We start from the raw sequence: 25588 nt of genomic DNA on the forward strand, positions 1-25588 counted from the left end.
GCCTGCAGGTCGGGCGCGGCATAGCGCACGTGGGCAATGTCTTCGATGCGGATCACGCTCACTTGCGGTGTCCTCTCCCTGTCGATCCGGTCGGTGCCGATTCGTTTCTGACTAAATGGTCAAGTAAGGGCAATTGACCATTCGGTCAACTGGGCTATGGCAGATTGCATGAGCGAACCGGCGCACCAACTGAGTCCCCGTGCAGCGCGCACCCGCGCGGCCTTGCTGGCGGCGGGGTTTGAATTGCTGGCCGACCGCCCAATCGATGCCATTGCGATTGATGACATTGTTGCCCGCGCCGGCGTGGCCAAGGGCAGTTTCTTCAACCACTTTGCCGACAAGGCTGGCTTCGCCGCCGAACTGGGCGCTGCGGTTAGGGCGGATCTGGAGCTGCGCGTCGGCGCGGCAAACACGGGCGTGACCGATCCCGTGGCGCGGCTGGCAGGGGGGATGCGCGTCGCGTTGGACTTCGCTCTGACCGAGCGCAAGCGGACCATTGTCATGCTGCGCGGGCTGGAACTTTCGACTGGGCTGGGTGACCGGCTGAACCAGGGCATTCGCGCCGATGTGGCGGCTCTGGCAGCGGCGGGTCTGACCCGGCCCGAAGCAGAGCGCAGCGGCGTGCGCTTCTGGCTGGGGCTGTGCCAGATTCTGCAACTGGGCGCGGTGGAGCGGGAACTGCCGCGCGCCGAAGCGGCGGAGCGGCTGCGTGAAATGCTTGTCCTGGGCCTGACCGGGCTGGGCGTTCCGCAAGAGCGCGCCGTGCGCACGGCCAGCGAAGTGGCAGGGGCGCTTTAAACCTCGCGCAGCTTGATCGGCAGGAACAGGAAGGTCGAAAGCACCAGCAGCGCGACCGCACCCAACTGGATCGGGGCGTAGCTGCCGAAAGCGTCGAAGGTGAAGCCGAAGGCGGTGATGCCCAGCGCGGTCCCGATCCAGCCAAAGCCATGCAGCGCGCCAAAGATCGTGCCGTACTGGGCAATGTCAAAGCGGCGGGCGATGAAGTAGGCGAAGATATCGACCTCTGCACCTTGCAGCAGGCCGATCATCGCGCAGGCCAGGAGGATCGGCCAGGTCAGGCCGGTATCGCCCAGGAAGATCAGGAAGCCCGTGGCCGGCAGCACGGTCATTGCCACGGCCACGCGGCGCGGCTCGAACCAGTCAAGCGCCCAGCCGCCGAACAGCTTTCCCGCGAACTGCCCCGCTGCGAACAGGGACAGGCCAAAGGCGGCGGTCTGGGCGGAAAGGCGTTCATCCTGAACCATGGGGGATAGCTGGCTGATCGTCCCCGAAATGCTGATCGTGGCCAGCACGTTCGCCCCGACCAGCAGCCAGAAGTCGCGCTCTTTCAGGAACGAGGGCCGCGTCGCCCCGATCCCGCTGGCCACCGGGCCGGAGCGCGCCACGGCGGCACTGCGCGGCAGCAGGGCCAGAACCAGCGGCAGGCCGATGACTGAGGCAATCAGCGCCAGGGCGACAAAGCCAGTCCGCCAGCCCTCGATCGCAATGACTTCATGCAGGAACGGCGGCACGAATATGCTGGAAATCGACGAACCGGCAGCCACCAGCCCCAGCGCCTTGCCGCGATGCTGGCGAAAGTGCGCGCTGATCGGGCGGGTCAGCAAGACCGCCGATGCTCCGCCGCCGATCAGGCCGGACAAGGCGATAGCAATCGCCAATCCCGCCAAGCTGTCGACCGTCCAGGCCAGCAACAGCTCAATCGCGGTGAAAATCAGGATCGCACCGGTGAAGACCGGGCGGAAACCCATCGTATCGGCCATCCGGCCCACGACCGGCGCACCGATGGCGGCGGTGATGATCAGGGCCTGGACCAGCCCGATCTCTCCGCGTGACAGGTTCAGTTCCTGGGCAATGGGGATCAGGAACATCGAGAAGGTATAGAACATCAGCGCGATGCCGGTGGCATTGGCGACGGCCATGCTGGCGACGATGCGCCAGCCTATTGTCCATTCGCTTTCCGGTGCGGTTGCAGTCACGTGGCTTGGGCCTTCTCGGCTGGTTCAGGCAGGCGGACCATCAGCACCAGCAGGGCGGAAATGACCAGCGCCGCGATGCCCAGGGCCTGCCCCGGAGCATAGGTGCCGAACAGGTCATAGATCTTGCCCATGCCCAGCAGGCCGCCGACGTTGCCGATCCAGCCCAGCCCGACCAGCGCGCCATAGATCGTGCCATAGCGCGCGACATCAAACCGGCGCCCGACGAAATAGGCGAAGATGTCCAGCTCTGCCCCCTGTTGCAGGCCGATGATCGCGGCAGCGAGCAGCGCGGCGGGCACCATGCCCGAGGTGCTGAGCAGGATGATGAAACCGAGCGCCGGAGCGAGAGTGAGCGCGAACGACACCCGGCGCGGTTCGAACTTGTCGAGCAGCCAGCCGCCCCCCAGCCTGCCGATGAACTGCCCGCCCGCAAAGAATGACAGGGCCAAGGCTGCGACCGAGGCGTCCAGGCCTTCGTCCTGGATCATCGGGGCAAGCTGGCTGATCGTCCCCGCCGTGGCCAGGCTCATCATGATCAGCGACATGGTCAGCAGCCAGAAATCCCGTTCGCGCAGGAACCGCCGGTCGGCTGGCGCGGCGGGCTCTTTCGCACCGATCCCGCTCCCCGCGCGGCCACTGTCCGGGAGCAGCAGGGCAACGGCGGGAATGCCGATGAACACCGAGGCCGCGCCAATCCCCAGAAAGCCCGCGCGCCAGGACCAGGTATCCAGCACCCATTGCAGCACGGGCGGCGCGATCATGCTGACGACCGAGATGCCCACCGCCATCAGGCCCAGCGCCATGCCCCGGTGTTCTCGGAAATGGGCATTGATGGGCCGGGTGAGGACTACGGCGGTAGAACCGATCCCCAGGAAACCGAGCGCCGCGGTCGATGCGGCCATGTGATAGATGCTCGATGCATATTGCGCGATCAGCACATGGATTGCCGCCACGATCAGCGTGCAGCCGAAATAGACCCGCCGCACGCCCAGCACGTCCGTCAGCCGCCCGATCACCGGCGCGCCAATCGCGGCGGTAATGATCATCGCCTGGACCGCGCCCAGATCCCCGCGCGAAACGCCCAGATCTTGCGACAGCGGCACGATGAACATCGAGAAGTTCATGAAGACCAGCGCAATGCCCGTGCCTGCCGCAATCGAGCAGGCCAGGACAATGCGCCAGCCGTGACGGAATTCGTCCGGAATTGCGGACGGCGACAGTGCCATCGCCAGGGCCTGCCGCCTGCTATTCCTCTACCGCGAAAGTGATTTCCGCATGGTCCTGCAAGCGCTTGACCAAGGCTTCGCCCAGCAGGGCACCGGGCAGCGAGATTCCGCCCTCAGCCTTGCAATTAAGCAGGGCAATCCCGGTTTCGGCGATCATCCGGCTGGTCGAGCCATAGCCCGGATCATAGCGGCCCTTCACGCCATAGCGGATGGTCTTGCCGTCCGGCCATTCGCCGATGAACAGCACGTCGTAAAAGCCGTTCTCACGCTCTTCCTTGCTGGGTCCTTCGCCGGGCTTGGGCGGCTTGGCGCCGAACGGGTTCTTCAGCATTTCGGTCATGCCATGAGCCAGCTTCTGGCCAACCTCGCCCGCGCTGGTCAGCACCATCTCGTCATATTTGAAGTCCGCGCCATAGGGGTGGCCGAGCAGGAAATTGGTGCGGTGGACGTTCTTGGTATTGATCGTCGCCATGATGAACGGCGCGGCCCACTTGCCTTCGCTTTCCTCATACTCCGGGACCAGGCCGAGCGGCTGCGACGGCCCTTCGAAGCCGGGCGTCAGGCCGAACGGGCTTTGCAGGATCGCGATCAGCTTGGGGTTCTTGGCAACGGCCTTCATCGTCTCGGTCAGACTGGCCGCCGTCCCGCCAGAGAACGTCCCTTGCATGCCGCGCACCCGGCCTTTCACCCGCGGGGCGGGGCTGCCGTGGCGCGCTTTGGCTTCCTTTTGCAGCATGAACACGCCCAGATCGAACGGGATCGAATCGAACCCGGACGAGAAGGCGATCCGCGCGCCCGAAGCCTTGGCGGCTTCGTGGTACTGGTCGATCATCTGGCGCATCCAGGCCGGTTCGCCGCACAGGTCGGCATAGTCGGTCCCGGCCTCGACGCAGGCCTTCAGCAGCGGTTCGCCATAGAGCTGATACGGGCCGACCGTGGTGACAACCACGCGGGTGCTTTCAGCAAGCGCCTTCATGCTGGCCGGATCGTCCGAATTTGCGGTGATCAGCGGGGTGTCTGCCGGGGCGCCGATCAGGTCGCGCACTTCGGCCAGCTTGGCGGCAGAGCGGCCCGCCATGGCCCATTTCGGGCCTTTCCCCTGATAGTGATGGGCAAGGTATTCAGCGACGAGGCGGCCGGTATAGCCGGTCGCACCATAGACGACGATATCGTACGGGCGGTCTGCCTTGGCAGTCATGCAAGTCTCTCCATGGCCCCGAATCTTGTGCCGGGCATGGACGAAGAAGGCCACAATCCAGTGGCAATGTCGAACTGATTTAAGGTGACGCTACGGCAGGCTTACCACCAGCGGCGGCGCGGGCGGGGGGCGTCACGCGGCGGATGCAGTGCCTCCGCTGCGCCTTCGGCATGGGCGGCGCGCAGTTCGGCGGCGTGGGCGCGCTCCTCTGCCTCGCGCGCCAGCCGCTCGCCGCGCCGGTCGCGCCGCATTGCGTCCACGCTCCACCACATCTGGCTGTGGGCAAAGATCATCAGCAGGCCGCCCATGATCGCCAGGTCGAACAGCAGCATGGTCAAGGCTTCGGGGCTTCCTGGCCGGAAGTGGAACATCAGCGCGACCAGGCCGACAAAGACGAACAGCAGGATCGCCATCAGCCGGGTCATCAGGCCCAGGGCGATGCACAGTCCCGCAATCACTTCGAACGCGCCGACCGGCAGGGCCAGCCCAGCGGGCATCCCCACCGAAGTGATGGTCTGTTCAAACCGGGCCGGGTCCGAGATGATGCCTGCGCCCATGGCGATGAAGATGCTGGCTATCAGGATGCGTCCGATCACTGCGGCAATGGTCGACATGGCAGGCACTCCGCTGGTCCTCTAGGCGTGGAAGCGCGCGAGGGCGGCGTGGGTTCCCGATGTGCCTGCTTTCAGAACCGGTACTGCCGGCTCGCCAGGTCGAACATGATCTCTTCGCTGCCGCCCCCGATCGCCATGACGCGGACCTCGCGGTAGATGCGTTCCACCCGGCTGCCGCGCATGAAGCTGGCCCCGCCCAGGATCTGGCATGCCTCGCGCGCGCAGAATTCCATGGTCTGGGTGGCCTGGACCTTGAGCAGCGCGAAATCGCCCGGGAAGGGATTGCCCTGCATCACGTTCCACGCGCACTGGTCGATCCAGGCCTGGGTCGCCTGGATGCGGCGGATCATGTCGGCCAGCTTGTGGCGGATTACCTGGTTGGTCACCAGCGGCTTGCCAAAGGTTTCGCGTTGCCGCGCCCAGTCCAGCGCGTCTTCGAAGCAGATCCGGGCAAAGGCATTGGCCTGCTGGCTCATCCCCAGCCGCTCGCCGTTGAAATTGCGCATGATCCCGGCAAAGCCGCCGTTTTCCGGACCGATCAGGTTTTCCGCCGGAACTTCGACATTGTCGAAATGGATCGTGGCGGTGTCGCTGGCGTGCCAGCCCATCTTGGCCAGCGGAGTGCGGGTCACGCCGGGCCGGTCCAGCTCGACCAGCAGCAGGGAAATGCCGCCGATGCCGGGGCCGCCGGTGCGCACGGCCAGGGTCACATAGTCGGCCCGCATCCCGGTGGTGATATAGGTCTTCTCGCCATTCACCACATAGGCCGCACCCTTGCGCTCCGCCTTGGTGCGCAGGTTGGCGACGTCCGATCCGCCGCCGGGCTCGGTAATGCCCAGGCAGATCAGCTTTTCACCGGCCAGCACGGCAGGGGCAATCCGGCGCTTCATGTCCGCGCTGCCCATGGCCAGGATCGGAGGCAGGCCGATGCCGTGGGTCATCAGCGAAGCGCAGATGCCGCCCGCGCCGGGGCGGGCCAGTTCCTCCGTCTGAACCAGTCCGTGGAACAGGGTAAAGGCATCGCCGGTGCCGCCGAATTCCTCCGGATAGTTCAGGCCCAGGATACCCGCCTCTGCCGCCTTGCGGTGCAGGTCGCGCGGCAGTTCGCCAGCTGCTTCCCACTTGTCGACATGAGGGGTGATTTCCCGCGCGACGAAAGTGCGCACCGTGTCGCAGACCGCCTCGTGGCTCTCGTCATAATGCGGAGAGCGCGCGCGCCACTGGTCGAACAAAGGTGCTTCCATCGTCTCTTTCTCTCCCGTCGGCGAAGCGCCGAATTGCCAGGTGCTGCCCTGCTGGCGGGGAGTTTGCCCAACGATGGACCCTGAAACAAGTTCAGGGTGACGAAAAGGAAAGCGGCTGACCGTATGCGATCAAAGCTTGGGCAGGGTCACTCCGCGCTGGCCCATGTATTTGCCGCTGCGGTCGGCATAGCTCGTCTCGCACGGCTGGTCGCCTTTGAGGAACAGGAACTGGCACGCGCCTTCGTTGGCATAGATCTTGGCGGGCAGGGGCGTGGTGTTCGAGAACTCCAGCGTGACGTGACCTTCCCATTCCGGCTCAAGCGGGGTGACGTTCACGATGATGCCGCAACGGGCATAGGTGCTCTTGCCCAGGCAGATCACCAGCACGTCGCGCGGGATGCGGAAATATTCGACCGTCCGCGCCAGGACAAAGGAATTGGGCGGAATGATGCAGACGTCGGTCTTTACGTCGACAAAGCTGTTGTCGTCGAAGTTCTTCGGATCGACCACGGCCGAATGGACGTTGGTAAAGATCTTGAACTCGTCCGCCACCCGCGCGTCATAGCCATAGGACGACAGGCCATAGGATATGCACCCGTCGCGCTTCTGATGCTCGACGAACGGCTCGATCATCCCGGAATGCCGGGCCTCGTTGCGGATCCACTTGTCGGAAAGAATCGCCATGGCGCGATTGATTGCCGAACCTGACGGCCTTCGACAAGGTCAGAGCCGGTGGTATTCCCTGTACCAGCGAACAAAGTTGGGGACACCGACCTCGATCGAAGTCGTCGGTTCATAGCCCAGGTCGCTGCGGATCGCGTCGATATTGGCATAGGTGGCCGGAACGTCGCCCGGCTGGATCGGCTGGAAATCGATCTCGGCCTTGCGTCCGCAGGATTCCTCCAGAAGCTCGACCACTTTCATCAGGTGCTCGCTGCGGTTGTTGCCGATGTTGTAGAGCGCGTGTGGCTTGACGCTGCCGCCCGCCTTTTCCGCGCCGTCGTCTGCCGGGGGATTGTCCAGGCAGGCGATCACACCCGACACGATGTCGTCGATATAGGTGAAGTCGCGGTACATCTCGCCCTTGTTGAACACCGGGATCGGCTGTCCCGCCAGGATCGCCTTGGTGAAGATCCACATCATCATGTCCGGGCGGCCCCACGGCCCATATACCGTGAAGAAACGCAGGCCGGTCAGCGGCAGGCGGAACAGGTGGGCATAGGTTTCGCTCATCAATTCGTCCGCCCGCTTGGTCGCGGCGTAGAGCGAGACCGGGTGGTCGACCCGGTCCTCGACCGAGAAGGGCAGCTGCGTATTGCCGCCATAGACCGAGGAGGAGCTGGCATAGACCATGTGCTCCACCTTCCTATGGCGCGCGATTTCCAGCATGTTGACGTGGCCGGCCAGATTGGCGCTGACATAGGCCTGCGGGTTCTCCAGGCTGTAACGTACCCCGGCCTGGGCACCGAGATGGACGATCCGGTCGAATTCCTCGCCGCGCAGCGCGCCGTCCAGCGCCGCCATGTCGGCAAAGTCCAGCTTGTGGAAGGCAAAGCGGTTGCCGCCTGCTTCCCTGATCCGCTTCAGCCGGTCTTCCTTCAGCGAGACCTGGTAATAGTCGTTCAGGTTGTCGATCCCGACCACGCTGTCGCCGCGCGCCAGCAGCCGCAGGGCCAGGGTTGAGCCAATGAAGCCGGCCACGCCGGTGATCAGAACGCGCATCGCAAAAATTCCCCAACAATTTTAGGTGGATAGGCGCTATGCCCTTGTTCCACGCACAAAAACCCCCGGCGATGAGGGTCCCTCTTGAATGCCTAACGCTGCGGCGCCGCAAAAGCTCCTTGTCATATTCGGGACCAGACCCGAAGCGATCAAGCTGTTTCCGGTCGTCGCCGCCCTGCGCGCCGATCCGCGTTTCGCGCCGGTGGTCTGTGTTTCGGGCCAGCACCGCCAGATGCTCGACCAGGTGCTGCACATCGCCGGGCTGGTTCCCGACCATGACCTGGGCTTGATGCGCGAAGGCCAGTCGCTGGACGAACTGACTGCGGCCCTGCTGATCGGACTGGGCCGGGTCATGGACCATGAACGGCCCGCGCGGGTGATTGTCCAGGGCGATACGGCGACGGCCATGGCCGGGGCGCTGGCCGCCTATTACCGGCAGATTCCGGTCGATCATGTCGAGGCGGGCCTGCGCTCTGGCGACAACCACCACCCCTGGCCGGAAGAGGTCAACCGCAAGGTCATCGCTGCAATCGCCAGCCTGCACTTCGCCCCGACCGAAGCGAACCGCGCTGCGCTGCTGGCCGAGAATGTCCCTGCCCCGCGGGTCCATGTCGCCGGCAATACGGTGATCGACGCGCTGCACTGGGTCCGCCAGAGGATCGCGGCGGAGCCAGGGCTGGCCGCCGGGCTGGACGCTCTGGCCGCACGGTTTGCGAGCAAGCGAATCCTTGCCGTTACCTGCCATCGCCGCGAAAACCTGGACGGCGGGCTGGAGGGGATTGCCAAGGCCCTGCGCACGCTCGCCCTGCGACAGGACGTGGCGGTGATCGTTCCGCTGCACCTCAATCCGCAGGTGCGCTCCGTCATGCGGCGCGCGCTGGACCGGCTGGCCAATGTCGCGCTGACCGAGCCGCTCGACTATCCGCACTTCGTCCGGCTCCTGTCCCTATCCGACTTGATCCTGACCGACAGCGGCGGCGTCCAGGAAGAGGCACCCGCGCTGGGCAAGCCGGTCCTGGTCCTGCGCGAAACGACCGAGCGCCCGGAAGGCATTGCCGCCGGAACCGCGCGGCTGGTCGGCACCGACAGCGCCCGCATCGTCAGCGAAGCCGCGCGGCTGCTGGACGATCCTGCGGCCCATGCCAGCATGGCCCGCGCGCACAATCCCTATGGCGACGGACAGGCAGCGCGGCGGATCGTGGAGCTGATCGCCCGGGAGCTGCCTTAGCCCGCGATAAACCGGACCTTGATCTGGGTTGCATTCTGGCCATGATGACGGGGCAGCTGGGCGCTCTGCTCGGCCGCTAGGGGGAGCAGGCCGAATGAACGCACTGCGCATCTATCTGATCGCCGCCTGGACCGTCTTGATCGTCTATACCGCTTTCGTGATCGGGCGGGACGGGCTGGGCCTTCTGCCGATATTCTTCGGAGACATCGCCGCAGGCCATTGGCCGGGCCAGTTCAACGCGGATTTCCTGTCCATGCTGGCGCTCTCTGCGCTGTGGACGGGTTGGCGCAACGGCTGGACCCCGCTGGGCTGGGTTCTCGCCATCATGGCGTTCTTCCTCGGCGGCACGTTCCTGATGCCATACCTGCTCATCCTGCTCCACCGGGAACAGGGCGACATTCGCCGGGTCCTGCTGGGCCAGCGGGCCTGACGCGGAACCGCGCTGCCATCTGGGTAGTTGAGGGGGCATACCTTTGCAGGAGCCCCCGATGCCGCAGAACCGCACGCCCGATCACGATTCCTCCTCCGACGCCCCCGAAGCCCGCAACCGTTCGCAGGATGACGCGCCCGATCAGGCCCAGTCGCTGGCGGACGAGGCCCTGGGCCGGGCGCCCCTGGCCGATGCCGAGGAAAGCGAGCGCGTTCCGTCACGCGGCGTGGACATGGCCGACGCCAGCGGCTCGACCCCGGACGTGGTCGATCACATGAACCAGATGGTCCGCGATGGTCGGATCGACATGGGAGCCTATCGCGGCGAGCGGATGGACGACGATGTCGAACACGGCCTCGGCCCGCAGGGGCTGGAAGACGACTTCCCCCGCGGGATAGAATAGGCGGGGGTAACGGCTACAGGCCGGCGGTGATGAACACCCGGTAGTCCGCGCCCTGGAAGCGGGACTTGCGCGCTTCCTGATAGGCGGGTGATTGATACCAGGCGCGGGCGGCGTCCATGTCCGGGAATTCGACAATCACGCAGCCCGCCGCTTCCGGCCCTTCCAGCGTTTCGATCGCGCCGTAATAGGCCAGCGGCTTGGCCGTGTGGCCACCCATCGACGCTCCGGCCTTGCCCGCATATTCGGCCATGGCGGCGCTGTCGTGCTCGCGCTCCTTGATGAAGACGATGTAGGCGCTCATGTTGTTTCCTCTCCTGAATGTCGTTTGACGCGATCATGCGGAGGGATTGGCCGGGATGCAAGGCTGCTTCCCAACGAACTAGGGCGTGAAGAAAACCCAGGCGCTTACCGCACCGATTGCAACCGCCTGCAACACGGCAATGCCCAATAGCCGCGAGGAAAACGGCTGCTTGCGCGTCTTGTGCCGGAACAGCGCCCGCCCTGCGTAAGCACCGGGAGTTCCGCCAATCAGCGCCAGCCACAGCAGCGTCGATTCCCGAACCCGCCGATGACCACCACGCGCCAAGGCCTTGTCGATACCGAACAGGACCAGCGTCACGAGGTTGATCGCGGCGAGGGCTGCGGCAATGCAAAACGGGGGCACGGTCATCCCATGCCCCCGCTTACTGCGCGAAAGTACGCCTTATTCCGCAGCGTTGATGCCGAACAGGCCCGGTTCCAGCGCGTCGTCGCCGGCTTCGTTGGCGGCACTGATTTCGGTCTTGGCCTTGCGGCGGGAATCGAAGCTGGACCAGACGTCGTTCCAGTTGCCCTTGGTCGCGGCCTTTGAATATTCGGTCGCGCGGGTTTCGAAGAAGTTGGCGTGCTCCACCCCGTTGAGCAGCGGGGCGAGCCAGGGCAGCGGGTGATCCTCGATCATGTAGATCGCGGGCAGGCCCAGCTGGCTCAGGCGCCAGTCCGCGATGTAGCGGATGTAGCGCTTGATTTCCTTGGGGCTCATCCCCGGCACCGGACCCATTTCAAAGGCCAGGTCGATGAAGGCGTCTTCCAGGCGCACCGTCTTCTGGCAGCAGTCGATGATGTCTTCCTTGACCGCCTTGGTCAGGCACTGGCGTTCCGCGCAGAAGGCGTGGAACAGGCGGGTGATGCCTTCACAGTGCAGGCTTTCGTCGCGGACCGACCACGACACGATCTGGCCCATGCCCTTCATCTTGTTGAAGCGCGGGAAATTCATCAGCATGGCAAAGCTGGCGAACAGCTGCATGCCTTCGGTAAAGCCGCCGAACATGGCCAGGGTGCGGGCGATGTCCTCGTCGCTGTCGACCCCGAAGGTGTGCATGTAGCTGCACTTGTCGGCCATTTCCTGGTATTCCAGGAAGGCCGAATATTCGGTTTCCGGCATGCCGATGGTGTCGAGCAGGTGCGAATAGGCGGCGATGTGGACCGTCTCCATGTTGGAGAAGGCGGCCAGCATCATCTTCACTTCGGTCGGCTTGAATACGCGGCCGTAATGTTCGTGATAGCAGTTCTGCACCTCGACATCGGCCTGGGTGAAGAAGCGGAAGATCTGCGTCAGCAGGTTCTTCTCATGCTCGGAAAGCTTTTGCGCCCAGTCGCGGCAGTCTTCGCCCAGCGGCACTTCTTCCGGCATCCAGTGGACCTGCTGCTGGCGCTTCCAGAACTCATAAGCCCACGGATATTCGAACGGCTTGTAGCTTTTGCGGGCTTCGAGAAGGGACATGGACGGCTCCTGAGAATCAAGCTGAGACTATAAGGTGGTGGCGCGCAGCCGGAATGGCAGCACTGCGAAGAACGGTGGAAAATCGCTTTGGCGCGGCCCCTGCCCGCACCGGCGCGAAGCGGGCAGAGGTGCGGGAACGCGGGGCATTACGCAGGGTTGGTAGGGTATCGAGCGTGGGTGCACGGTGCGCCGCGCCAGCAGGAGATTCCCCATGACCATGGACGAAAACAACCGCCCGCCCAATTCGCAGCACAGCGGCACCGGAATGGGGCAGCAGAACCAGAGCAGCCAGGACGGTGCGCAGTCGTTCGGGCAGTCCGGGCAGGACGGCGACCGGAACTTCAGCCAGGCCGGTGAAGGCTTTGGGCAGGCGGGCCAGCAGGGCCAGTCGATGGGCCAGAGCAGCGAACAGGGCCAGGCCGGTGAAGGCCGTCAGGCTGCGATGGGCGGTGCCAGTGGGCAGGCCCAGCAGTTCGAACAGTCCGGCGGGCAGTTCGGAGCCGGGCAGAGCGGCGCGGAAGGCCGCATCGCCGACCAGATCCGCACTCACATGGAAGTTATGGGCGAGGATGGCCAGTCGGTGGGCCGCGTCGACTCCGTCGACGGCGAACGCATCAAGCTGACCCGCGCCGACAGCGAAGACGGCCAGCATCACTACATCCAGTGCAGCGACGTGGCCGGGATCGAGAACGACCAGGTCCACCTGCATGCTGGCGCCCGTCCGCTTCCGGGCAACGACGGCAGCTAAGCGCACCTTCCCCCACCGCGGGGTGAAAGCCCTGCGGAGCGGTGCCCCTTTCCCTGCGGAAGGGGCGCCGTGCGTTTGGGCTGTCGCTACTTCCAGAACCAGCCGGGTTTCAGGCTGCGTTCCTTGCGGTTCTGCCACATCTGGACATAGAGCCACATCCCGGAAAAGGCGAAGAACACCATGGCAAAGCCCGCCAGGGTGAACAGCGCTACGCCGACCGGACCGAAGCTTTCGCCCGAATGCAGGTGATGCAGCAGGCCGATCAGGGCGCGCGGATCGCCCGGCTGCGGCTTGGGCCGGCAGGTATAGTCCGGCGGGCAGATGAAGGCGGGTTTTGCCGGTGCAGCTGCGGCTGGCGCGCTGGACTGACCCGCTTCGATCACCAAGGGGACCACCTGGCTCAGCATGCCGGTCACTGCGATCCACAGCAGGACCACGCCGAAGGTGACCGACAGCCAGCGGTGCCATTTGCGCATGGGGGGAATTCTCCTGAAAAGCGTTGCGAACGATTCGCAACAAGCAGGAAGCCCCCCGCAGTTCAAGCCGCAATTGGTCGCAATTTGTAAGGTGATCTACAATCACTGCCGATTGCCCCCGGGAGGGCCCGGCCGCCATTACTGGCAGGCCAGGCATTCCTCGTAGTCGGTCTGCTGCGCGGCCAGTTCGTACTTGGGCGCATCAGCGGTGTTGTCCGCTTCCACGCCGCCGGCGAACCCGGCGCGCTGGACCGACTTCGAGCGCAGATAGTACAGGCTCTTGATTCCGCGCTCCCAGGCCTGGAAGTGCAGCATCATCAGGTCCCACTTGTCCACGTCAGCCGGGATATAGAGGTTCAGCGACTGGGCCTGGTCGATATAGGGCGTACGGTCCGCCGCGAATTCGAGCAGCCAGCGCTGGTCGATTTCGAAGCTGGTCTTGTAGACGGCCTTTTCCTCGGGCGAGAGGAAATCGAGGTGCTGGACCGAACCGCCCTGTTCCAGGATCGAGTTCCACACGGCCGTGGAATCCTTGCTCTTCGACGCAAGCAGCGCCTTGAGATAGGGGTTCTCGACCACGAAGCTGCCCGACAGGGTCTTGTGGGTATAGATGTTGGCCGGGATCGGTTCGATGCACGCGCTGGTGCCGCCGCAGATGATGCTGATCGACGCGGTCGGCGCGATCGCCATCTTGCAACTGAAGCGCTGCATCACGCCCATGTCGGCAGCGTCCGGGCAGGCGCCCCGTTCCTGCGCGAGCAGCAGGCTGGCTTCGTCCGCCTTGGCCGCGATATGCTTGAACATCTTGAGGTTCAGCGCCTTGGCCATCGCGCTTTCAAAGGCGATGCCCTTCTTCTGCAGGTACGAGTGGAAGCCCATCACGCCCATGCCGACCGAGCGTTCGCGCATGGCCGAATACTTGGCGCGGTCCATTTCGGCGGGCGCCCGGTCGATGTAGTCCTGCAGGACGTTGTCGAGGAAGCGCAGCACGTCTTCGACGAAGCGCTCGTCCTTGTTCCACTCTTCCCAGGTTTCCAGGTTGAGCGAGGACAGGCAGCACACGGCGGTGCGATCGTTGCCGAGGTGGTCGACGCCGGTCGGCAGGGTGATTTCCGAGCAGAGATTCGAAGTCGAAACCTTCAGGCCCAGATCGCGGTGATGCTTGGGCATCATGCGGTTCACCGTATCCGAGAAGACGATGTAGGGCTCACCGGTTGCCAGGCGGGTTTCCACCAGCTTCTGGAACAGGCTGCGCGCGTCGACCGTCGCACGGACCGAGCCGTCCTTGGGGCTGCGCAGATGGAATTCGGTGCCATCGCGCACGGCTTCCATGAATTCGTCGGTCAGCAGCACGCCGTGGTGCAGGTTCAGCGCCTTGCGGTTGAAGTCGCCCGACGGCTTGCGGATTTCGAGGAACTCCTCAATCTCCGGGTGGCTGACATCGAGATAGCACGCTGCCGAACCGCGCCGCAGCGAGCCTTGCGAAATCGCCAGGGTCAGGCTGTCCATCACGCGGACGAAGGGAATGATCCCGCTGGTCTTGCCGTTCAGGCCGACCGGTTCGCCAATCCCGCGCACATTGCCCCAATAGGTGCCGATGCCGCCGCCGCGCGAGGCGAGCCAGACGTTCTCGTTCCAGGTGTTGACGATGCCTTCCAGGCTGTCGGACACCGAGTTGAGATAGCACGAGATCGGCAGGCCGCGATTGGTCCCGCCGTTCGACAGCACCGGAGTGGCGGGCATGAACCACAGGCGGCTGATGTAGTCATAGAGGCGCTGGGCGTGGTCCTGGTCATCCGCATAGGCAGCGGCGACGCGGGCGAACAGGTCCTGATAGCGCTCACCGGGCAGGAGGTAGCGGTCGTCCAGCGTTTCCTTGCCGAAATCGGTCAGCAGGGCATCGCGGGCGTGATCGACTTCGATGGCAAAGCGGCGTTCGTGGATCGCCTTGCTGTCGTCGGCAGGCTTGGCAGTGGCTGCCGCCAGAGCTCCGGCCATGGCCTCGACACCCAGCTTTTCCACCAGCGCTTCGCTGCCGGCATCGCTCTTCTCGGTCATACCCAGTGCCGGGGTGTTCCCCGCCTCCTTGCTTGCGGCCGGAGCCGACTTGGCCATTGCCTCGCCCGAAGGGGTGCCTTCTGCCAGCGCTGCTTCAACTTCGGCCATGCTCGGCTCGTCTCCGTTCCTGAAATCCACGTGTCGCCCCCGTCAATCCTGTCGCTGCGGGGGAATTGCCCCGCCCTGATATTCCATTTCGTTCGAATCGGGCGGCGCCTGCCGATCCTATCCGAACGAGGAGAACAAAACGAGAAAAACCTGCTCTCGTTTCGTCCCCGGTTTTCCTGTCTGAAGTCCTGCCCAAACCCGGAATCAGCCCCCGCTGCGCGGAATCGCGCGCTAAGTAATGAAACTAGGTCTAGTAGGTCCCCCCAGACATCGGACCACTATCTATAGTGCCCGAACCAGATTCGGGCGCAAGAGGGTAAATCCGATACTAACTACCCGGCTGGGGATAGTAATGAAGGTGTGGACATCGCGCGGTGCAGCGACGCGCGGGAAATCCGCCACTCGCTTGCAGTGCAAGAGTCAAAAGCGGAATTGCAAAAAAATTTGTCCGTGCAAACGACGGTCTGGAACGTTGACAAGGATAGAATCGGACGCGGAAATCTTGTTGCGCAAATTGCCCGCCGCAGCGCAATTGGCGAAGCCCTTGCAGGGCCAGGGAAAGCCCTTATCTCGAACCCGTAACCAGCGGAGTCTGACCTGCCATGTTCAACCTGATCGGCGCTCTCATATCCGGGCTTGTGGTCGGTGCCTTTGCCCGCTGGTTCTACCCCGGCGCGGTCGAGATGGGCTGGTTCATGACCAGCCTGCTGGGGGTGGGCGGCGCGCTTGTCGTCGGCCTGTTCAGCAGCTGGAGCACGGGTGAAGGCGTGCGCGAAGGGTTCAGCCGCGCGGGATGCCTGGGCTCCATCCTGGGTGCCATGCTGCTGATCTGGATCGGCCGCATGCTGGGCTGGGGTTTCTAAGCACCAACCCGCCGCAGCGCGTAGGTCATAGCCTGGGTTAGCCCCGGTCTGCCCTCGTCCTACATCAGCCTCAACCGGTCGAAACTGCGGAACTCTGCCTGTAGCAGTGGGGTTGTCCCTGTGTCCGCCACGCAGCGGGCTGACGCAGAGGAGTTTGAACATGGCTAATCAAAACCAGAACCAGAATCAGAACGAACGTGAACGCCAGGCCCAACAGGGCGGTTCGCAGAACAACCAGAACAACCAGGGCGACAAGGGTGGCCAGGGTGGTTCCAATCAGCAGCAGCAGGGCGGCCAGTCCGGCAACCAGCAGGGCGGCGGCATGCAGAAGGACAAGCAGCAGGGTGGAGGTTCGCAGCGCGAACGCCAGTAAACTGCCCGCCGGTTCACCCCGGCAACAGCAAGGCCGCTTCTTCCGGGAAGCGGCCTTTCTTGCACCTGCCTAGGGCACCAGCACCGTATCGCGCGCTTCGTCCAGCAGTTCCGGATAGTCCAGCGTGAAGTGCAGGCCCCGGCTCTCCTTGCGGGCAAGCGCCGACCGCACGATCAGGTCGGCGCATTGCAGCAGGTTGCGCAGTTCGATCAGGTCGGTCGAGACGCGGAAGTGGCCGTAATAGTCCTCCACTTCCTCGCTCAGCAGCTTGATCCGGTGCGCGGCGCGTTCCAGCCGCTTGGTCGTGCGCACGATCCCGACATAGTTCCACATGAACCGGCGGATTTCGGTCCAGTTCTGCTTGATGATCACTTCTTCGTCGGAATCGGTGACGCGGCTTTCGTCCCAGGCGCGGACTGGCGGCGGCGCATCGAAGCTATCCCACCGCTCCAGAATGTCCGCCGCCGCGGCCTCGCCGAACACGAAGCATTCGAGCAGGGAGTTGGAGGCGAGGCGGTTCGCGCCGTGCAGGCCGCTTTCGGTGCATTCGCCCGCCGCATAGAGCCCCGGCAGGTCGGTCCGCCCGGCCAGGTCGATCAGCACGCCGCCGCAGGTATAGTGCTGTGCTGGCACGACCGGGATCGGCTGGCGGGTCATGTCGATGCCCAGGCCCAGCAGCTTTTCGTAGATGTTCGGGAAATGCTCGCGAACGAATTCGGGCGGCTGGTGGCTGATGTCGAGGTGAACGTAGTCCAGACCGTCGCGCTTGATCTCGCTATCGTTGGCGCGGGCCACGATGTCTCGCGGGGCCAGTTCCTCGCGGCTGTCATAGTCCGGCATATAGCGGTGCCCGGTGCGCGGGTTGAGCAAGCGCCCGCCTTCGCCCCGGACCGCTTCGGTAATCAGGAAGTTCTTGACGTCGAGATTGTAGAGGCAGGTCGGGTGGAACTGCATCATTTCCATGTTGCCGACCCGCGCTCCTGCGCGCCAGGCCATGGCGATGCCGTCCCCGGTCGCGCCGCGCGGAGCCGTGCTGAACTGGTAAACGCGCCCCGCGCCGCCGGTGGCCAGAATGGTCGCGCGGGCGGTGTGAGCTTCGACCGTGCCGGTTACTTCGTTCAGGGCATAGACGCCCCAGACCCGGCCAGATCCGGAATAGCGCTCTTCATGACGGCCCGTGATCAGGTCGATGCAGGCGCGGTTCGGCAGCAGGGTGACGTTGGGGTGGTCCTCCGCCGCCTTGAGCAAGGCCGACTGGACCGCCCAGCCGGTGGCATCGGCCACGTGAACGATGCGGCGGTGCGAATGCCCGCCCTCACGCGTCAGGTGCAGCCGCTCGCCGTCGGTGTTGAAAGGCACGCCCAGTTCGACCAGCCGCTGGATCGCATGAGGCGCGCGCTCGATCACGAACTCCACCGTTTCGCGCCGGTTGAGGCCGGCGCCGGCAACCATGGTATCATGGATATGGTTCTCGAACGTGTCGCCAACGTCCAGCACGGCGGCAATCCCGCCCTGCGCCCAGGCCGTCGATCCGCCGGTCAGTTCGCCCTTGGCCAGGACCAGCACTTTCAGCCGGTCCGCGAGAGCCAGCGCCGCAGTCAGGCCAGCCGCCCCGGAGCCGACGATGATCACGTCGTAGGTCATCAGCTCCCCTCCCGCTTGCGGGAGGGGTTGGGGGTGGGCGGTTCCTGGAGCGCAAGCTGTATGGACAAGATCACCCCTTCCACGTTCCCCAGCACTTCGGAATTTGTAAAGTGCAGCACTCGGTACCCCGCTTCTTCCAGTATGCGATCCCGATAGATGTCCCGCTCGGGTTGGACATCGTGCGAATGTCCATCAAGCTCGATAATCAACTTTCTTTCCCGGCAAAGGAAGTCCGCAAAGAAAGCCTCCACCGGCATCTGCCGGCTGAATTTAGCGCCCAGTTGCGATCTGGCCAGATAGGTCCACAGAAGGCGCTCTGCAGGCGTGGCGGCATGGCGTAGTTCGCGTGCTCTAGCGGTGTTGCGAACGCGGAATTTGCCGGTGCCCTCCATTGGCCCACCCCTAACCCCTCCCGCAAGCGGGAGGGGGATTGTCCGAAGATATCACGCCGCCTGGGCCGAGCTGGTCAGGCTGACGAACACGTCCTCAAGATCCGCCTCGCGCGTAGTGACGTCGACGATGTTCAGGCCCATGGCCTGGACCAGCGACAGGACTTCGCCTGCGTTGGTGCGGTCCATGTCGTAGGTGATCTCCAGCGTGTGCTCGCCCACTTTCTCGCACTTGTGGAAGGCGGGGTGTTCGGGGCACTGGCCGATTTCCTGGTCGAGCGTGACGACCACGACCTTTTCCCGGCCCATGGCGATCAGTTCGCGGGTCGGCTTGTTGGCGATCAGCTGGCCGTGGTTGATGATCGCGATCCGGTCGCACAGTTCCTCGGCCTCTTCGAGGTAGTGCGTGGTCAGGACCACGGTGACGCCCCCGGCGTTGAGTTCGCTGACAAGGTCCCACAGCTGGCGGCGCAGTTCCACGTCGACCCCGGCGGTAGGCTCGTCCAGCACGATCACCGGCGGCATGTGGACCAGCGCCTTGGCGATCAGCAGGCGGCGCTTCATCCCGCCCGACAGGGTCCGGGCATAGGCATTGTGCTTGTCGGCCAGGTGGACCTGACCCAGCAATTCCATGCTGCGCCGCGCCGCCTTGGGCACGCCGTAGAGGCCTGCCTGGTTCTCCAGCACTTCGAACGGGGTGAAGAAGGGGTCGAACACCACTTCCTGCGGGACGATCCCGATCGATCGCTTGGCATTGCGGCTGTCGGAGTCGATGTCAAAGCCCCAGATGTCCGCCGTGCCGCCGGTCTTCATCACCAGCCCGGCAAGGATGTTGATGAGCGTGGACTTGCCCGCGCCGTTCGGACCCAGCAGGCCGAAGATCTGCCCTTGCGGCACGTCGAAGCTGACGCCCTTCAGCGCGTGCTTGGCCGGAGCCGAACCAGCCGGGGCATAGACCTTTTGCAGGTCGCGGATGCGGATTGCGGGAGTTTCCATGCGCACCGCTTAGCGGCTGGCCAATCCACCCGTAAAGGTGGATTCGCGATGTTCCGATCCTTCGTAACGTCAATTTAACCATGCTGCTGCAAGGTAATTTCACCGAAAGCAGTCAGGGTTGGTGGTATGAACCGGGGTTCCTTGTCCTTTACGCGTGCTGGCGCGGCATGGTGCTGCCTGGGCGTGGCCGTGGCATTGGCAAGTCCCGGCCTGGGCGCAGGACCGGCAGCAGCCCAGACGGCGACCGGCACCGCACAGGCCGTGATTGTCGAGCCTCTGGGGCTGGTCAAGGTCCAGGACCTGCAATTCGGACGCATCGCCGCCAGTGCCAGCGCCGGGACCATTACCGTCGATGCCAACACCGGAGCCTGCTCGGCGAGTGGCGGGGTTAGGTCCGCCGGGGGCTGCGGCTTTGGCCAGTTTGCCGGACAGGGCGCGCGGCGCCTTACCGTGCGAATCCAGATCCCCGGCACTGTCAGCCTGACCGGTCCGGCCGGATCGACCATGGTTGCCGATACGATCACGTTGGGCGCCTCGCCGGACCTCATCTTCCTGGGCGGCGGCGGAAACGGCAACGGGGCCGGCGGAGCGCCGCGCTATCAGATCACGTCGAACAGCGGCATCTTCACTTTCCGGCTGGGCGGACGGCTCAACGTGGCGGCTGGGCAGAGGCCCGGGCAATATACCGGCACTTTTCCGGTCACGGTGCAGTACCAGTAGGCTGGAAATAGGGCGCGCGCTTTGCTAGGGGCGCATTCCATGATCAACCCGCCCGAAACCGTCACCGTCACCACCACCCGCGTTTCCTGCGATGGCGCCACCGGAATCCGGGGCGGCGCGGCGCTGGGCCACCCGCGCGTCTATCTGGAAATCGACGAGCACGGCTATGTCGATTGCGGCTATTGCGACAAGCGCTTCGTGCTCAAGGGCGGTCCGGCTGACGGCGCCGATCAGGGCAAGCTTCCCGACATCGCCTCTGGCGCCAGCATCTGAACGTCCTATATCGGTGGGCATGACCCCGACCGATCCCCGTTCGCTGCTTTATCGCCAACTCGATCCGGCCCGCGCCCAGGCGCTGACGGCTGAAGCCCTGTCGCGCTGCGACGATGGCGAGCTGTACATGCAGTTCATCGCCAGCGAGACTTTCGCCTTTGACGATGGCCGCCTGAAAACCGCAGATTACTCGCGCGATGCCGGGTTCGGCCTGCGCGGCGTTTCGGGCGAGATGACCGGCTTTGCCCACGCCAACGAGATCAGCGAAGAGGCGATCCGCCGCGCCGGACAGACCTTGCAGCTGCTCGACCCGGCCAAGGGCCAGCCCGCGCCGCCGCCGCGCCGTAACAACCGCCACCTCTATACCGACGCTTCGCCGCTCGACGCCGTGGCCTTTGCCGACAAGGTCAAGCTGCTGGAAATGATCGACGCCGCCGCCCGCGCCCGCGATCCCCGCGTGGTGCAGGTTTCGGCCAGCCTTGCCGCGAGCTGGTCGGTGGTCGAAATCGTCCGCGCCGATGGCTTTGTCGCCGGGGATATCCGCCCGCTCGTGCGCCTCAACGTGTCCATCGTCGCCGAGCAGAACGGGCGGCGCGAAACCGGCTCGTTCGGCATGGGGGGACGGCGGCTCTATGATGACCTGTTCCAGCCCGATACCTGGAACCGCGCGATCGATACGGCCTTGGCCCAGGCGCTGGTCAATCTGGAAAGCGTGCCCGCCCCGGCTGGGGAAATGACCGTCCTGCTCGGCCCCGGCTGGCCCGGCGTGCTGCTGCACGAAGCGGTCGGGCACGGCCTGGAAGGTGACTTCAACCGCAAGGGCACCTCGGCCTTCTCGGGCCGGATTGGCGAGCGGGTTGGCGCTCCGGGCGTCACCGTGGTCGACGACGGCAGCATTGCCGCGCGGCGCGGTTCGCTGTCCATCGACGATGAAGGCACGCCGACCCAGGAAACCGTGCTGATCGAGGATGGCATCCTGAAAGGCTATATGCAGGATCGGCTCAACGCGCGGCTGATGGGCGTTGCGGCCACCGGCAACGGGCGGCGCGAAAGCTATGACCATGCCCCCATGCCGCGCATGACCAATACTTTCATGAAAGCAGGGAACGACGATCCGGCGGAACTGCTGTCGCGGATCAAGAACGGGATCTTCGCCAAGAGCTTTGGCGGCGGGCAGGTCGATATCGTCTCGGGCAAGTTCGTGTTCTCCTGCACCGAGGCTTACAAGGTCGAAAACGGCAAGCTGGGTGCGCCGATCAAGGGCGCGACGCTGATCGGCGACGGTCCTTCGGTCCTGACCCGGGTGACCGGCATCGGCAACGATATGGCGCTGGACGAAGGCGTGGGCGTTTGCGGCAAGGGCGGGCAATCGGTTCCGGCAGGCGTTGGCCAGCCGACCCTGCTGGTCGAAGGGCTGACCGTGGGCGGAACGGCCTAATCTTTCAGCCGCGGTTCAGGTGGATCGGGTAATCTGGCACAAGCGGAGTCAAGGATCATGACCATGCGCAAGATCGCTATTGCAATCGCCACCGGTGCCGCCTTGCTGGCCGCGCCGACGCTTCAAGCCAAGCCCAAGCTTACGCCGCAGCAGCAGCTGGACAAATTGCTGGCTGGCCGCGTTGCCGGGAAGCCGGTCCATTGCATCCCGAATTTCGAAGCACGCGAAATGCAGGTTCTGGACAAAACGGCGATCGTCTATGGCCGGGGCAATACCATCTGGGTCAACATTCCCAGGAACGTTGCCGAACTGGACGACGACGAGATCCAGGTGATCCGCAGCAACGGCAGTCAGCTGTGCGATCTGGACATCGTTCGCACGATTGATCGCGGCAGCCATTTCCCCAGCGGGTTCATCAGTCTGGGTGAATTCGTTCCGTACAGGAAAGTGGCCAAAGCGGCGAATTGAACACCCGACCCTTGAAACAGCAGGCCGTCCGGAGCGATCCGGGCGGCTTTTTGCTGCGTTGCGCGGGCGATTGACTCCGTCCCTGCCTGCTCTAGGGTGTTCACCCTAAACAGGGCGAGTCAAAACGCCCGAACGGGAGAGAATGCCATGGCCAGCACTGCCGCGCTTGAACGTACTGCTTCGCCGATTGCTCCGATCGATGTCAGCCGCGCCGAATGGTACGAGGGCGAGGACTGGCAGGTGCCATTTCGCCAGCTGCGGGCCGAGGCGCCGATCCAGTATGTCCCGGACAGCGCCTTTGGTCCCTATTGGTCCGTCTCGACCTACAAGCCCATCGTCCATATCGAGGCGCTGCCCAAGCTGTTCTCGTCCAGCTGGGAATATGGCGGAATCTCCATTCCCGGCTCGGTCGGAGAGGCGGAGGAGAATGAGCTGCGCACGCCGATGTTCATTGCGATGGACCCGCCGGACCACACTGCCCAGCGCCGCACCATCGCGCCCAGCTTTGGCCCCAGCGAAGTTGCCGAAATGAAGGCAGAGGTTCAGGCGCGCACGGCGGAAGTGCTCGACTCCCTGCCTATCGGCCAGCCCTTCAACTGGGTGGACAAGGTCTCGATCGAACTGACCACCGGGATGCTGGCCAAGCTGTTCGACTTCCCGTGGGAGGAACGGCACAAGCTGACCTATTGGTCCGATATGGGCGGCAATGTCGAACTGATGAAGACGCCCGAGGACAGGGCCCTGCGCAACGCCGCCCTGTTCGAAATGGGCGCGGCTTTTGGCGAACTGTGGCAGCGCAAGTCAGCCAATCCGGGCAAGGACCTGATCTCGGTCATGCTGCGGTCCGATGCGATGAACCACATGAGCCAGGAAGAATTCATCGGCAACCTGATCCTGCTGATCGTCGGCGGCAACGATACCACCCGCAATTCGATGTCGGCCTTTGCCTGGGGCCTGAGCCAGTTCCCCGATCAGCGCGCCAAGCTGGAGGCGGACCCCTCCCTAATTCCCAACGCGGTGCAGGAACTGATCCGCTGGCAGACGCCCTTGGCCCACATGCGCCGCACGGTGATGGAAGATACCGAGATCGAAGGCGCGCAGATGAAAAAGGGCGACAAGGTTGTCCTGTGGTACATTTCCGCCAACCGCGATGAGAGCGTGTTCAAGGACGCCGACAAGGTGATCGTGGACCGCGAAAATGCCCGCCGCCATCTCTCGTTCGGTTATGGCATCCACCGCTGCGTCGGCGCGCGCGTTGCCGAATTGCAGCTGACCACGCTGCTGGAGGAAATGGGCAAGCGCCGCCTGCGCGCCAATGTGATCGAAGAACCGGAGCGGGTCGCCACCTGCTTCGTCCATGGCTACAAGAAGGTCATGGTCGAGCTGTCGCACACCTGATGAAGACCCGGGACCGGATCGTCGAAACCGCGCGCGCCCTGTTCAACGAACAGGGGTATGGCGCGGTGACGACTGCGGCCCTGGCTGCGGCCTGCGGGATGGCAGAGGGCAACCTGTGGTATCACTTCAAGACTCGGCGCGACCTGCTGGATGCGCTGGGGGAGCGGTTCGCCCAGAGCATCGAGGGGCGGCTGGCGTTGGAACCGGGCAGCGATCCGGTTGGCAGCTATGCTCGGCTGCTCAACGCGGTGATGCTGGAATTCCGGCACTTCCGCTTCCTCTACCGCGACCAGCGATCATACGGCGAGCATGGGCAGCCGGTCGCGGCGCGCGCGCCTGACTGGATCGAGCGGACCTATGCCCAGATCGAGCAGCACCTGGCTGCTCTGGTCGGTGCGGGGCTGCTGGATTGGCGACTGGAACGCCTGCGCGACCTGGCGATCAATGCCACGATCATCCTGCGCTATGGCCTGGACCACTACCGCGAACTGGGTGAACCGACCGCTTCCGGCACCGGGGCCGTGCGCCGCACGCTGCTGCGGCACCTGACCCTGTTCGAGGATCGGCTCGACCCCGCGGCCGCTCAGCGGCTGCACCGCGCGATCACTGCGATAGAGGCCGAAGCGCTGGCAGCCTGATGCCGGCTCGGCTATGCGCGGGCTATGAACCAGAAGCCCATCCTCGTGCTCACCACTGGCGGCACGATCGACAAGAACTATTTTGACGCCCTGTCCGAATACCAGATCGTGGACAGCGGCATTCCCGCGCTCTTGGCAGAGGCGCGCGTTGCCCTGCCGATCCGGGTGGTCGAACTGATGCGCAAGGACAGCCTGGAACTGACCGACGCGGACCGCGCCCTGATTGCCAGCGCGGCGCGCGAAGCACCGGAAACGCAGATCGTCGTGACCCACGGTACCGACACAATGACCGAGACGGCGAAAGTGCTGGCGGCCGAGGTTCCGGGCAAGACCATCGTCCTGACCGGCGCGCTCAGCCCCGCGCGCTTTGCCGAAACCGACGCGCCCTTCAACCTGGGCATGGCCTTCGCCACCGCCCAGGTCGCCGCGCCGGGCGTATGGATCGCCATGAGCGGCCAGGTGTTCGACGGGCTGAAAGTCAGGAAAGACCGCGCGGCGGGGAAGTTCGTGGCGATTTGATCTCTGGGAAGAGGTCCGAACCGATATCTGTTAAATCGGGTCCGCCAATATTATGAATGAGATGCTTGAACTGGTTCAGCGCATATTCTCGAAACACGAACTCAGGTAAGTCAGGGTTAATCTTTTGGCCAAGTGAATTAATGACGGCCCGCCATTCTTCAAGCAAAACTGGAATGGTGTGGGGGATGACTTTTGCTCGCTGGAAAATATCCCTTCGCTTTTCGAATATATTAACATGTGCGACGGATTGGTTTCGGAGAGTTAATAAGCCCTGAGCCCGTTTCCTGATAGTGGTCAGCTGATCAATGAATTTACGATCTTCCGGGAATCGGGACTTGTCCATTACTCTTCGGTCATTCGCTAGATCCCACAACGATATTCCACTGCTCGAACTGTCCCAGATCAACGCGCACCGGATAACCATGCTGCTGAAATGTGCGCTGCTATCGAGGAGAAAGAATTCCGGATAATTGTTTAGAGTTTCTAGGATGAGCGGTCGCGTTTCTTCACCCTCCAAAAACCACCAAACATCATAATGCATGCGAGCGCGTATTACATGCTCGCCCAGAATGCGAATTTGCTCTTCAGGCGAGAGCTTCTGACTCTGCATTTCCGCTCATCGGCTCCTTGCGTCGCCGAGTAAACCGGGCGGATG

At 64.1% G+C, this 25588-nt stretch carries 30 protein-coding genes; 14 read left to right on the forward strand and 16 right to left on the reverse strand.

Annotated elements, in window-relative coordinates; translation table 11 throughout:
- Nucleotides 1-168 precede the first annotated feature (168 nt).
- A complete protein-coding gene (locus tag ACQKOE_RS06010) occupies nt 169-798 on the forward strand; it encodes a TetR/AcrR family transcriptional regulator (protein WP_427511977.1) in 630 nt (209 codons plus the stop codon).
- Here the strand turns inward: ACQKOE_RS06010 and ACQKOE_RS06015 are convergent.
- The 7 genes from ACQKOE_RS06015 to ACQKOE_RS06045 all read right to left on the reverse strand — a co-directional run bounded on the left by ACQKOE_RS06015 (nt 795) and on the right by ACQKOE_RS06045 (nt 8001).
- Nucleotides 795-1997: an MFS transporter gene (locus tag ACQKOE_RS06015; protein WP_427511978.1), complete on the reverse strand. Its 1203-nt coding sequence runs from the start codon at nt 1995-1997 to the stop codon at nt 795-797. The two genes, ACQKOE_RS06010 and ACQKOE_RS06015, sit on opposite strands and share 4 nt — an antisense overlap.
- A complete protein-coding gene (locus ACQKOE_RS06020) occupies nt 1994-3223 on the reverse strand; it encodes an MFS transporter (protein WP_427511979.1) in 1230 nt (409 codons plus the stop codon). Before ACQKOE_RS06020 ends, ACQKOE_RS06015 begins: the two co-directional genes overlap by 4 nt.
- Before the next feature lie 19 nt (nt 3224-3242).
- A complete protein-coding gene (locus ACQKOE_RS06025; protein ID WP_427511980.1) occupies nt 3243-4421 on the reverse strand; it encodes a saccharopine dehydrogenase family protein in 1179 nt (392 codons plus the stop codon).
- Between the two features lie 101 nt (nt 4422-4522).
- A complete protein-coding gene (locus ACQKOE_RS06030; RefSeq protein WP_427511981.1) occupies nt 4523-5035 on the reverse strand; it encodes a DoxX family protein in 513 nt (170 codons plus the stop codon).
- A 71-nt stretch (nt 5036-5106) separates the two neighbouring features.
- A complete protein-coding gene (locus tag ACQKOE_RS06035; RefSeq protein WP_427511982.1) occupies nt 5107-6279 on the reverse strand; it encodes an acyl-CoA dehydrogenase family protein in 1173 nt (390 codons plus the stop codon).
- A gap of 129 nt (nt 6280-6408) precedes the next feature.
- The gene (dcd, locus tag ACQKOE_RS06040; protein ID WP_374589774.1) at nt 6409-6963 is read right to left on the reverse strand and encodes a dCTP deaminase; all 555 of its coding nucleotides are present in this window, start codon (nt 6961-6963) and stop codon (nt 6409-6411) included.
- Nucleotides 6964-7002: 39 nt separating this feature from the next.
- Nucleotides 7003-8001, reverse strand: coding sequence for a GDP-mannose 4,6-dehydratase (locus tag ACQKOE_RS06045; RefSeq protein WP_427511983.1), 999 nt, complete (start codon nt 7999-8001; stop codon nt 7003-7005).
- An 88-nt stretch (nt 8002-8089) separates the two neighbouring features.
- Here ACQKOE_RS06045 and wecB point away from each other — a divergent pair, with 88 nt between their 5' ends.
- The 3 genes from wecB (at nt 8090) to ACQKOE_RS06060 (ending at nt 10062) form a co-directional block, all read left to right on the forward strand.
- On the forward strand, nt 8090-9229 hold the full coding sequence (wecB, locus tag ACQKOE_RS06050; RefSeq protein ID WP_427511984.1) for a non-hydrolyzing UDP-N-acetylglucosamine 2-epimerase: 1140 nt from the start codon (nt 8090-8092) through the stop codon (nt 9227-9229).
- Between the two features lie 94 nt (nt 9230-9323).
- A complete protein-coding gene (locus ACQKOE_RS06055; protein ID WP_427511985.1) occupies nt 9324-9659 on the forward strand; it encodes a hypothetical protein in 336 nt (111 codons plus the stop codon).
- Between the two features lie 58 nt (nt 9660-9717).
- Nucleotides 9718-10062 carry a hypothetical protein gene (locus ACQKOE_RS06060; protein WP_374589673.1) on the forward strand — a complete coding sequence of 115 codons (345 nt, stop codon included), beginning with the start codon at nt 9718-9720 and terminating at the stop codon, nt 10060-10062.
- 13 nt (nt 10063-10075) lie between these two features.
- Here the strand turns inward: ACQKOE_RS06060 and ACQKOE_RS06065 are convergent, their stop codons facing one another.
- The 3 genes from ACQKOE_RS06065 to ACQKOE_RS06075 form a co-directional block, all read right to left on the reverse strand.
- Nucleotides 10076-10363, reverse strand: a complete 288-nt coding sequence (locus ACQKOE_RS06065) for a DUF1330 domain-containing protein (RefSeq protein ID WP_374589674.1) — start codon at nt 10361-10363, stop codon at nt 10076-10078.
- 78 nt (nt 10364-10441) lie between these two features.
- Complete coding sequence (locus tag ACQKOE_RS06070; RefSeq protein ID WP_427511986.1) at nt 10442-10732, reverse strand: DUF1294 domain-containing protein; 291 nt, start codon at nt 10730-10732, stop codon at nt 10442-10444.
- Between the two features lie 33 nt (nt 10733-10765).
- On the reverse strand, nt 10766-11824 hold the full coding sequence (locus ACQKOE_RS06075) for a ribonucleotide-diphosphate reductase subunit beta (protein WP_374589676.1): 1059 nt from the start codon (nt 11822-11824) through the stop codon (nt 10766-10768).
- Nucleotides 11825-12035: 211 nt separating this feature from the next.
- Here ACQKOE_RS06075 and ACQKOE_RS06080 point away from each other — a divergent pair, with 211 nt between their 5' ends.
- On the forward strand, nt 12036-12572 hold the full coding sequence (locus ACQKOE_RS06080; RefSeq protein ID WP_427511987.1) for a DUF2171 domain-containing protein: 537 nt from the start codon (nt 12036-12038) through the stop codon (nt 12570-12572).
- A gap of 86 nt (nt 12573-12658) precedes the next feature.
- Here ACQKOE_RS06080 and ACQKOE_RS06085 read toward each other — a convergent pair whose 3' ends face one another.
- Nucleotides 12659-13048 (reverse strand): PepSY domain-containing protein, encoded by a 390-nt coding sequence (locus ACQKOE_RS06085; RefSeq protein ID WP_427511988.1) that lies wholly within the window; start codon nt 13046-13048, stop codon nt 12659-12661.
- A gap of 138 nt (nt 13049-13186) precedes the next feature.
- Entirely contained in the window at nt 13187-15214 is a 2028-nt protein-coding gene (locus ACQKOE_RS06090) for a ribonucleoside-diphosphate reductase subunit alpha (RefSeq protein WP_427511989.1), read from the reverse strand.
- A gap of 602 nt (nt 15215-15816) precedes the next feature.
- Here ACQKOE_RS06090 and ACQKOE_RS06095 point away from each other — a divergent pair.
- Nucleotides 15817-16077 carry a GlsB/YeaQ/YmgE family stress response membrane protein gene (locus tag ACQKOE_RS06095; RefSeq protein WP_427511990.1) on the forward strand — a complete coding sequence of 87 codons (261 nt, stop codon included), beginning with the start codon at nt 15817-15819 and terminating at the stop codon, nt 16075-16077.
- 160 nt (nt 16078-16237) lie between these two features.
- Complete coding sequence (locus tag ACQKOE_RS06100) at nt 16238-16450, forward strand: hypothetical protein (RefSeq protein ID WP_427511991.1); 213 nt, start codon at nt 16238-16240, stop codon at nt 16448-16450.
- A 69-nt stretch (nt 16451-16519) separates the two neighbouring features.
- Here the strand turns inward: ACQKOE_RS06100 and nadB are convergent, their stop codons facing one another.
- From nadB to ACQKOE_RS06115, 3 genes are read right to left on the reverse strand one after another with little or no spacing between them, the layout of a single operon-like run.
- Entirely contained in the window at nt 16520-18094 is a 1575-nt protein-coding gene (nadB, locus tag ACQKOE_RS06105; RefSeq protein WP_427511992.1) for an L-aspartate oxidase, read from the reverse strand.
- Entirely contained in the window at nt 18094-18486 is a 393-nt protein-coding gene (locus ACQKOE_RS06110; RefSeq protein ID WP_427511993.1) for an endonuclease domain-containing protein, read from the reverse strand. The genes nadB and ACQKOE_RS06110 overlap by 1 nt, the downstream gene beginning before the upstream one ends.
- A 51-nt stretch (nt 18487-18537) precedes the next feature.
- Nucleotides 18538-19479 (reverse strand): ABC transporter ATP-binding protein, encoded by a 942-nt coding sequence (locus ACQKOE_RS06115; RefSeq protein ID WP_427511994.1) that lies wholly within the window; start codon nt 19477-19479, stop codon nt 18538-18540.
- A 126-nt stretch (nt 19480-19605) separates the two neighbouring features.
- Here ACQKOE_RS06115 and ACQKOE_RS06120 point away from each other — a divergent pair, with 126 nt between their 5' ends.
- The 7 genes from ACQKOE_RS06120 to ACQKOE_RS06150 all read left to right on the forward strand — a co-directional run bounded on the left by ACQKOE_RS06120 (nt 19606) and on the right by ACQKOE_RS06150 (nt 24933).
- Nucleotides 19606-20199, forward strand: coding sequence for a DUF4402 domain-containing protein (locus ACQKOE_RS06120; protein WP_427511995.1), 594 nt, complete (start codon nt 19606-19608; stop codon nt 20197-20199).
- A 39-nt stretch (nt 20200-20238) separates the two neighbouring features.
- A complete protein-coding gene (locus tag ACQKOE_RS06125) occupies nt 20239-20472 on the forward strand; it encodes a zinc-finger domain-containing protein (RefSeq protein ID WP_374589686.1) in 234 nt (77 codons plus the stop codon).
- Between the two features lie 19 nt (nt 20473-20491).
- Nucleotides 20492-21910, forward strand: coding sequence for a metalloprotease TldD (gene tldD / locus ACQKOE_RS06130; RefSeq protein ID WP_427511996.1), 1419 nt, complete (start codon nt 20492-20494; stop codon nt 21908-21910).
- Between the two features lie 63 nt (nt 21911-21973).
- A complete protein-coding gene (locus tag ACQKOE_RS06135; protein WP_427511997.1) occupies nt 21974-22378 on the forward strand; it encodes a hypothetical protein in 405 nt (134 codons plus the stop codon).
- Between the two features lie 147 nt (nt 22379-22525).
- Nucleotides 22526-23776 carry a cytochrome P450 gene (locus tag ACQKOE_RS06140; RefSeq protein ID WP_427511998.1) on the forward strand — a complete coding sequence of 417 codons (1251 nt, stop codon included), beginning with the start codon at nt 22526-22528 and terminating at the stop codon, nt 23774-23776.
- Entirely contained in the window at nt 23776-24414 is a 639-nt protein-coding gene (locus ACQKOE_RS06145) for a TetR family transcriptional regulator (protein ID WP_427511999.1), read from the forward strand. The genes ACQKOE_RS06140 and ACQKOE_RS06145 overlap by 1 nt, the downstream gene beginning before the upstream one ends.
- 24 nt (nt 24415-24438) lie before the next feature.
- Entirely contained in the window at nt 24439-24933 is a 495-nt protein-coding gene (locus tag ACQKOE_RS06150) for an asparaginase domain-containing protein (protein WP_427512000.1), read from the forward strand.
- On the opposite strand, the gene ACQKOE_RS06155 is transcribed toward ACQKOE_RS06150, so the two are convergent.
- Nucleotides 24893-25543, reverse strand: a complete 651-nt coding sequence (locus ACQKOE_RS06155; protein WP_427512001.1) for a hypothetical protein — start codon at nt 25541-25543, stop codon at nt 24893-24895. The genes ACQKOE_RS06150 and ACQKOE_RS06155 overlap by 41 nt on opposite strands.
- Nucleotides 25544-25588 lie beyond the last annotated feature (45 nt).

Source organism: Novosphingobium sp. NPDC080210 (assembly GCF_050281025.1).
In the GTDB taxonomy this organism is placed as follows: Bacteria; Pseudomonadota; Alphaproteobacteria; order Sphingomonadales; family Sphingomonadaceae; genus Novosphingobium.

Coding starts and splice junctions, on each gene's coding strand:
- ACQKOE_RS06010 (WP_427511977.1), top strand. CDS start 169: ATGAGCGAACCGGCGCACCAACTGAGTCCCCGTGCAGCGCGCACCCGC.
- ACQKOE_RS06020 (WP_427511979.1), bottom strand. CDS start 3,223: ATGGCACTGTCGCCGTCCGCAATTCCGGACGAATTCCGTCACGGCTGG.
- ACQKOE_RS06025 (WP_427511980.1), bottom strand. CDS start 4,421: ATGACTGCCAAGGCAGACCGCCCGTACGATATCGTCGTCTATGGTGCG.
- ACQKOE_RS06030 (WP_427511981.1), bottom strand. CDS start 5,035: ATGTCGACCATTGCCGCAGTGATCGGACGCATCCTGATAGCCAGCATC.
- ACQKOE_RS06035 (WP_427511982.1), bottom strand. CDS start 6,279: ATGGAAGCACCTTTGTTCGACCAGTGGCGCGCGCGCTCTCCGCATTAT.
- dcd (WP_374589774.1), bottom strand. CDS start 6,963: ATGGCGATTCTTTCCGACAAGTGGATCCGCAACGAGGCCCGGCATTCC.
- ACQKOE_RS06045 (WP_427511983.1), bottom strand. CDS start 8,001: ATGCGCGTTCTGATCACCGGCGTGGCCGGCTTCATTGGCTCAACCCTG.
- wecB (WP_427511984.1), top strand. CDS start 8,090: ATGCCTAACGCTGCGGCGCCGCAAAAGCTCCTTGTCATATTCGGGACC.
- ACQKOE_RS06055 (WP_427511985.1), top strand. CDS start 9,324: ATGAACGCACTGCGCATCTATCTGATCGCCGCCTGGACCGTCTTGATC.
- ACQKOE_RS06060 (WP_374589673.1), top strand. CDS start 9,718: ATGCCGCAGAACCGCACGCCCGATCACGATTCCTCCTCCGACGCCCCC.
- ACQKOE_RS06065 (WP_374589674.1), bottom strand. CDS start 10,363: ATGAGCGCCTACATCGTCTTCATCAAGGAGCGCGAGCACGACAGCGCC.
- ACQKOE_RS06070 (WP_427511986.1), bottom strand. CDS start 10,732: ATGACCGTGCCCCCGTTTTGCATTGCCGCAGCCCTCGCCGCGATCAAC.
- ACQKOE_RS06075 (WP_374589676.1), bottom strand. CDS start 11,824: ATGTCCCTTCTCGAAGCCCGCAAAAGCTACAAGCCGTTCGAATATCCG.
- ACQKOE_RS06080 (WP_427511987.1), top strand. CDS start 12,036: ATGACCATGGACGAAAACAACCGCCCGCCCAATTCGCAGCACAGCGGC.
- ACQKOE_RS06085 (WP_427511988.1), bottom strand. CDS start 13,048: ATGCGCAAATGGCACCGCTGGCTGTCGGTCACCTTCGGCGTGGTCCTG.
- ACQKOE_RS06090 (WP_427511989.1), bottom strand. CDS start 15,214: ATGGCCGAAGTTGAAGCAGCGCTGGCAGAAGGCACCCCTTCGGGCGAG.
- ACQKOE_RS06095 (WP_427511990.1), top strand. CDS start 15,817: ATGTTCAACCTGATCGGCGCTCTCATATCCGGGCTTGTGGTCGGTGCC.
- ACQKOE_RS06100 (WP_427511991.1), top strand. CDS start 16,238: ATGGCTAATCAAAACCAGAACCAGAATCAGAACGAACGTGAACGCCAG.
- nadB (WP_427511992.1), bottom strand. CDS start 18,094: ATGACCTACGACGTGATCATCGTCGGCTCCGGGGCGGCTGGCCTGACT.
- ACQKOE_RS06110 (WP_427511993.1), bottom strand. CDS start 18,486: ATGGAGGGCACCGGCAAATTCCGCGTTCGCAACACCGCTAGAGCACGC.
- ACQKOE_RS06115 (WP_427511994.1), bottom strand. CDS start 19,479: ATGGAAACTCCCGCAATCCGCATCCGCGACCTGCAAAAGGTCTATGCC.
- ACQKOE_RS06120 (WP_427511995.1), top strand. CDS start 19,606: ATGAACCGGGGTTCCTTGTCCTTTACGCGTGCTGGCGCGGCATGGTGC.
- ACQKOE_RS06125 (WP_374589686.1), top strand. CDS start 20,239: ATGATCAACCCGCCCGAAACCGTCACCGTCACCACCACCCGCGTTTCC.
- tldD (WP_427511996.1), top strand. CDS start 20,492: ATGACCCCGACCGATCCCCGTTCGCTGCTTTATCGCCAACTCGATCCG.
- ACQKOE_RS06135 (WP_427511997.1), top strand. CDS start 21,974: ATGCGCAAGATCGCTATTGCAATCGCCACCGGTGCCGCCTTGCTGGCC.
- ACQKOE_RS06140 (WP_427511998.1), top strand. CDS start 22,526: ATGGCCAGCACTGCCGCGCTTGAACGTACTGCTTCGCCGATTGCTCCG.
- ACQKOE_RS06145 (WP_427511999.1), top strand. CDS start 23,776: ATGAAGACCCGGGACCGGATCGTCGAAACCGCGCGCGCCCTGTTCAAC.
- ACQKOE_RS06150 (WP_427512000.1), top strand. CDS start 24,439: ATGAACCAGAAGCCCATCCTCGTGCTCACCACTGGCGGCACGATCGAC.
- ACQKOE_RS06155 (WP_427512001.1), bottom strand. CDS start 25,543: ATGCAGAGTCAGAAGCTCTCGCCTGAAGAGCAAATTCGCATTCTGGGC.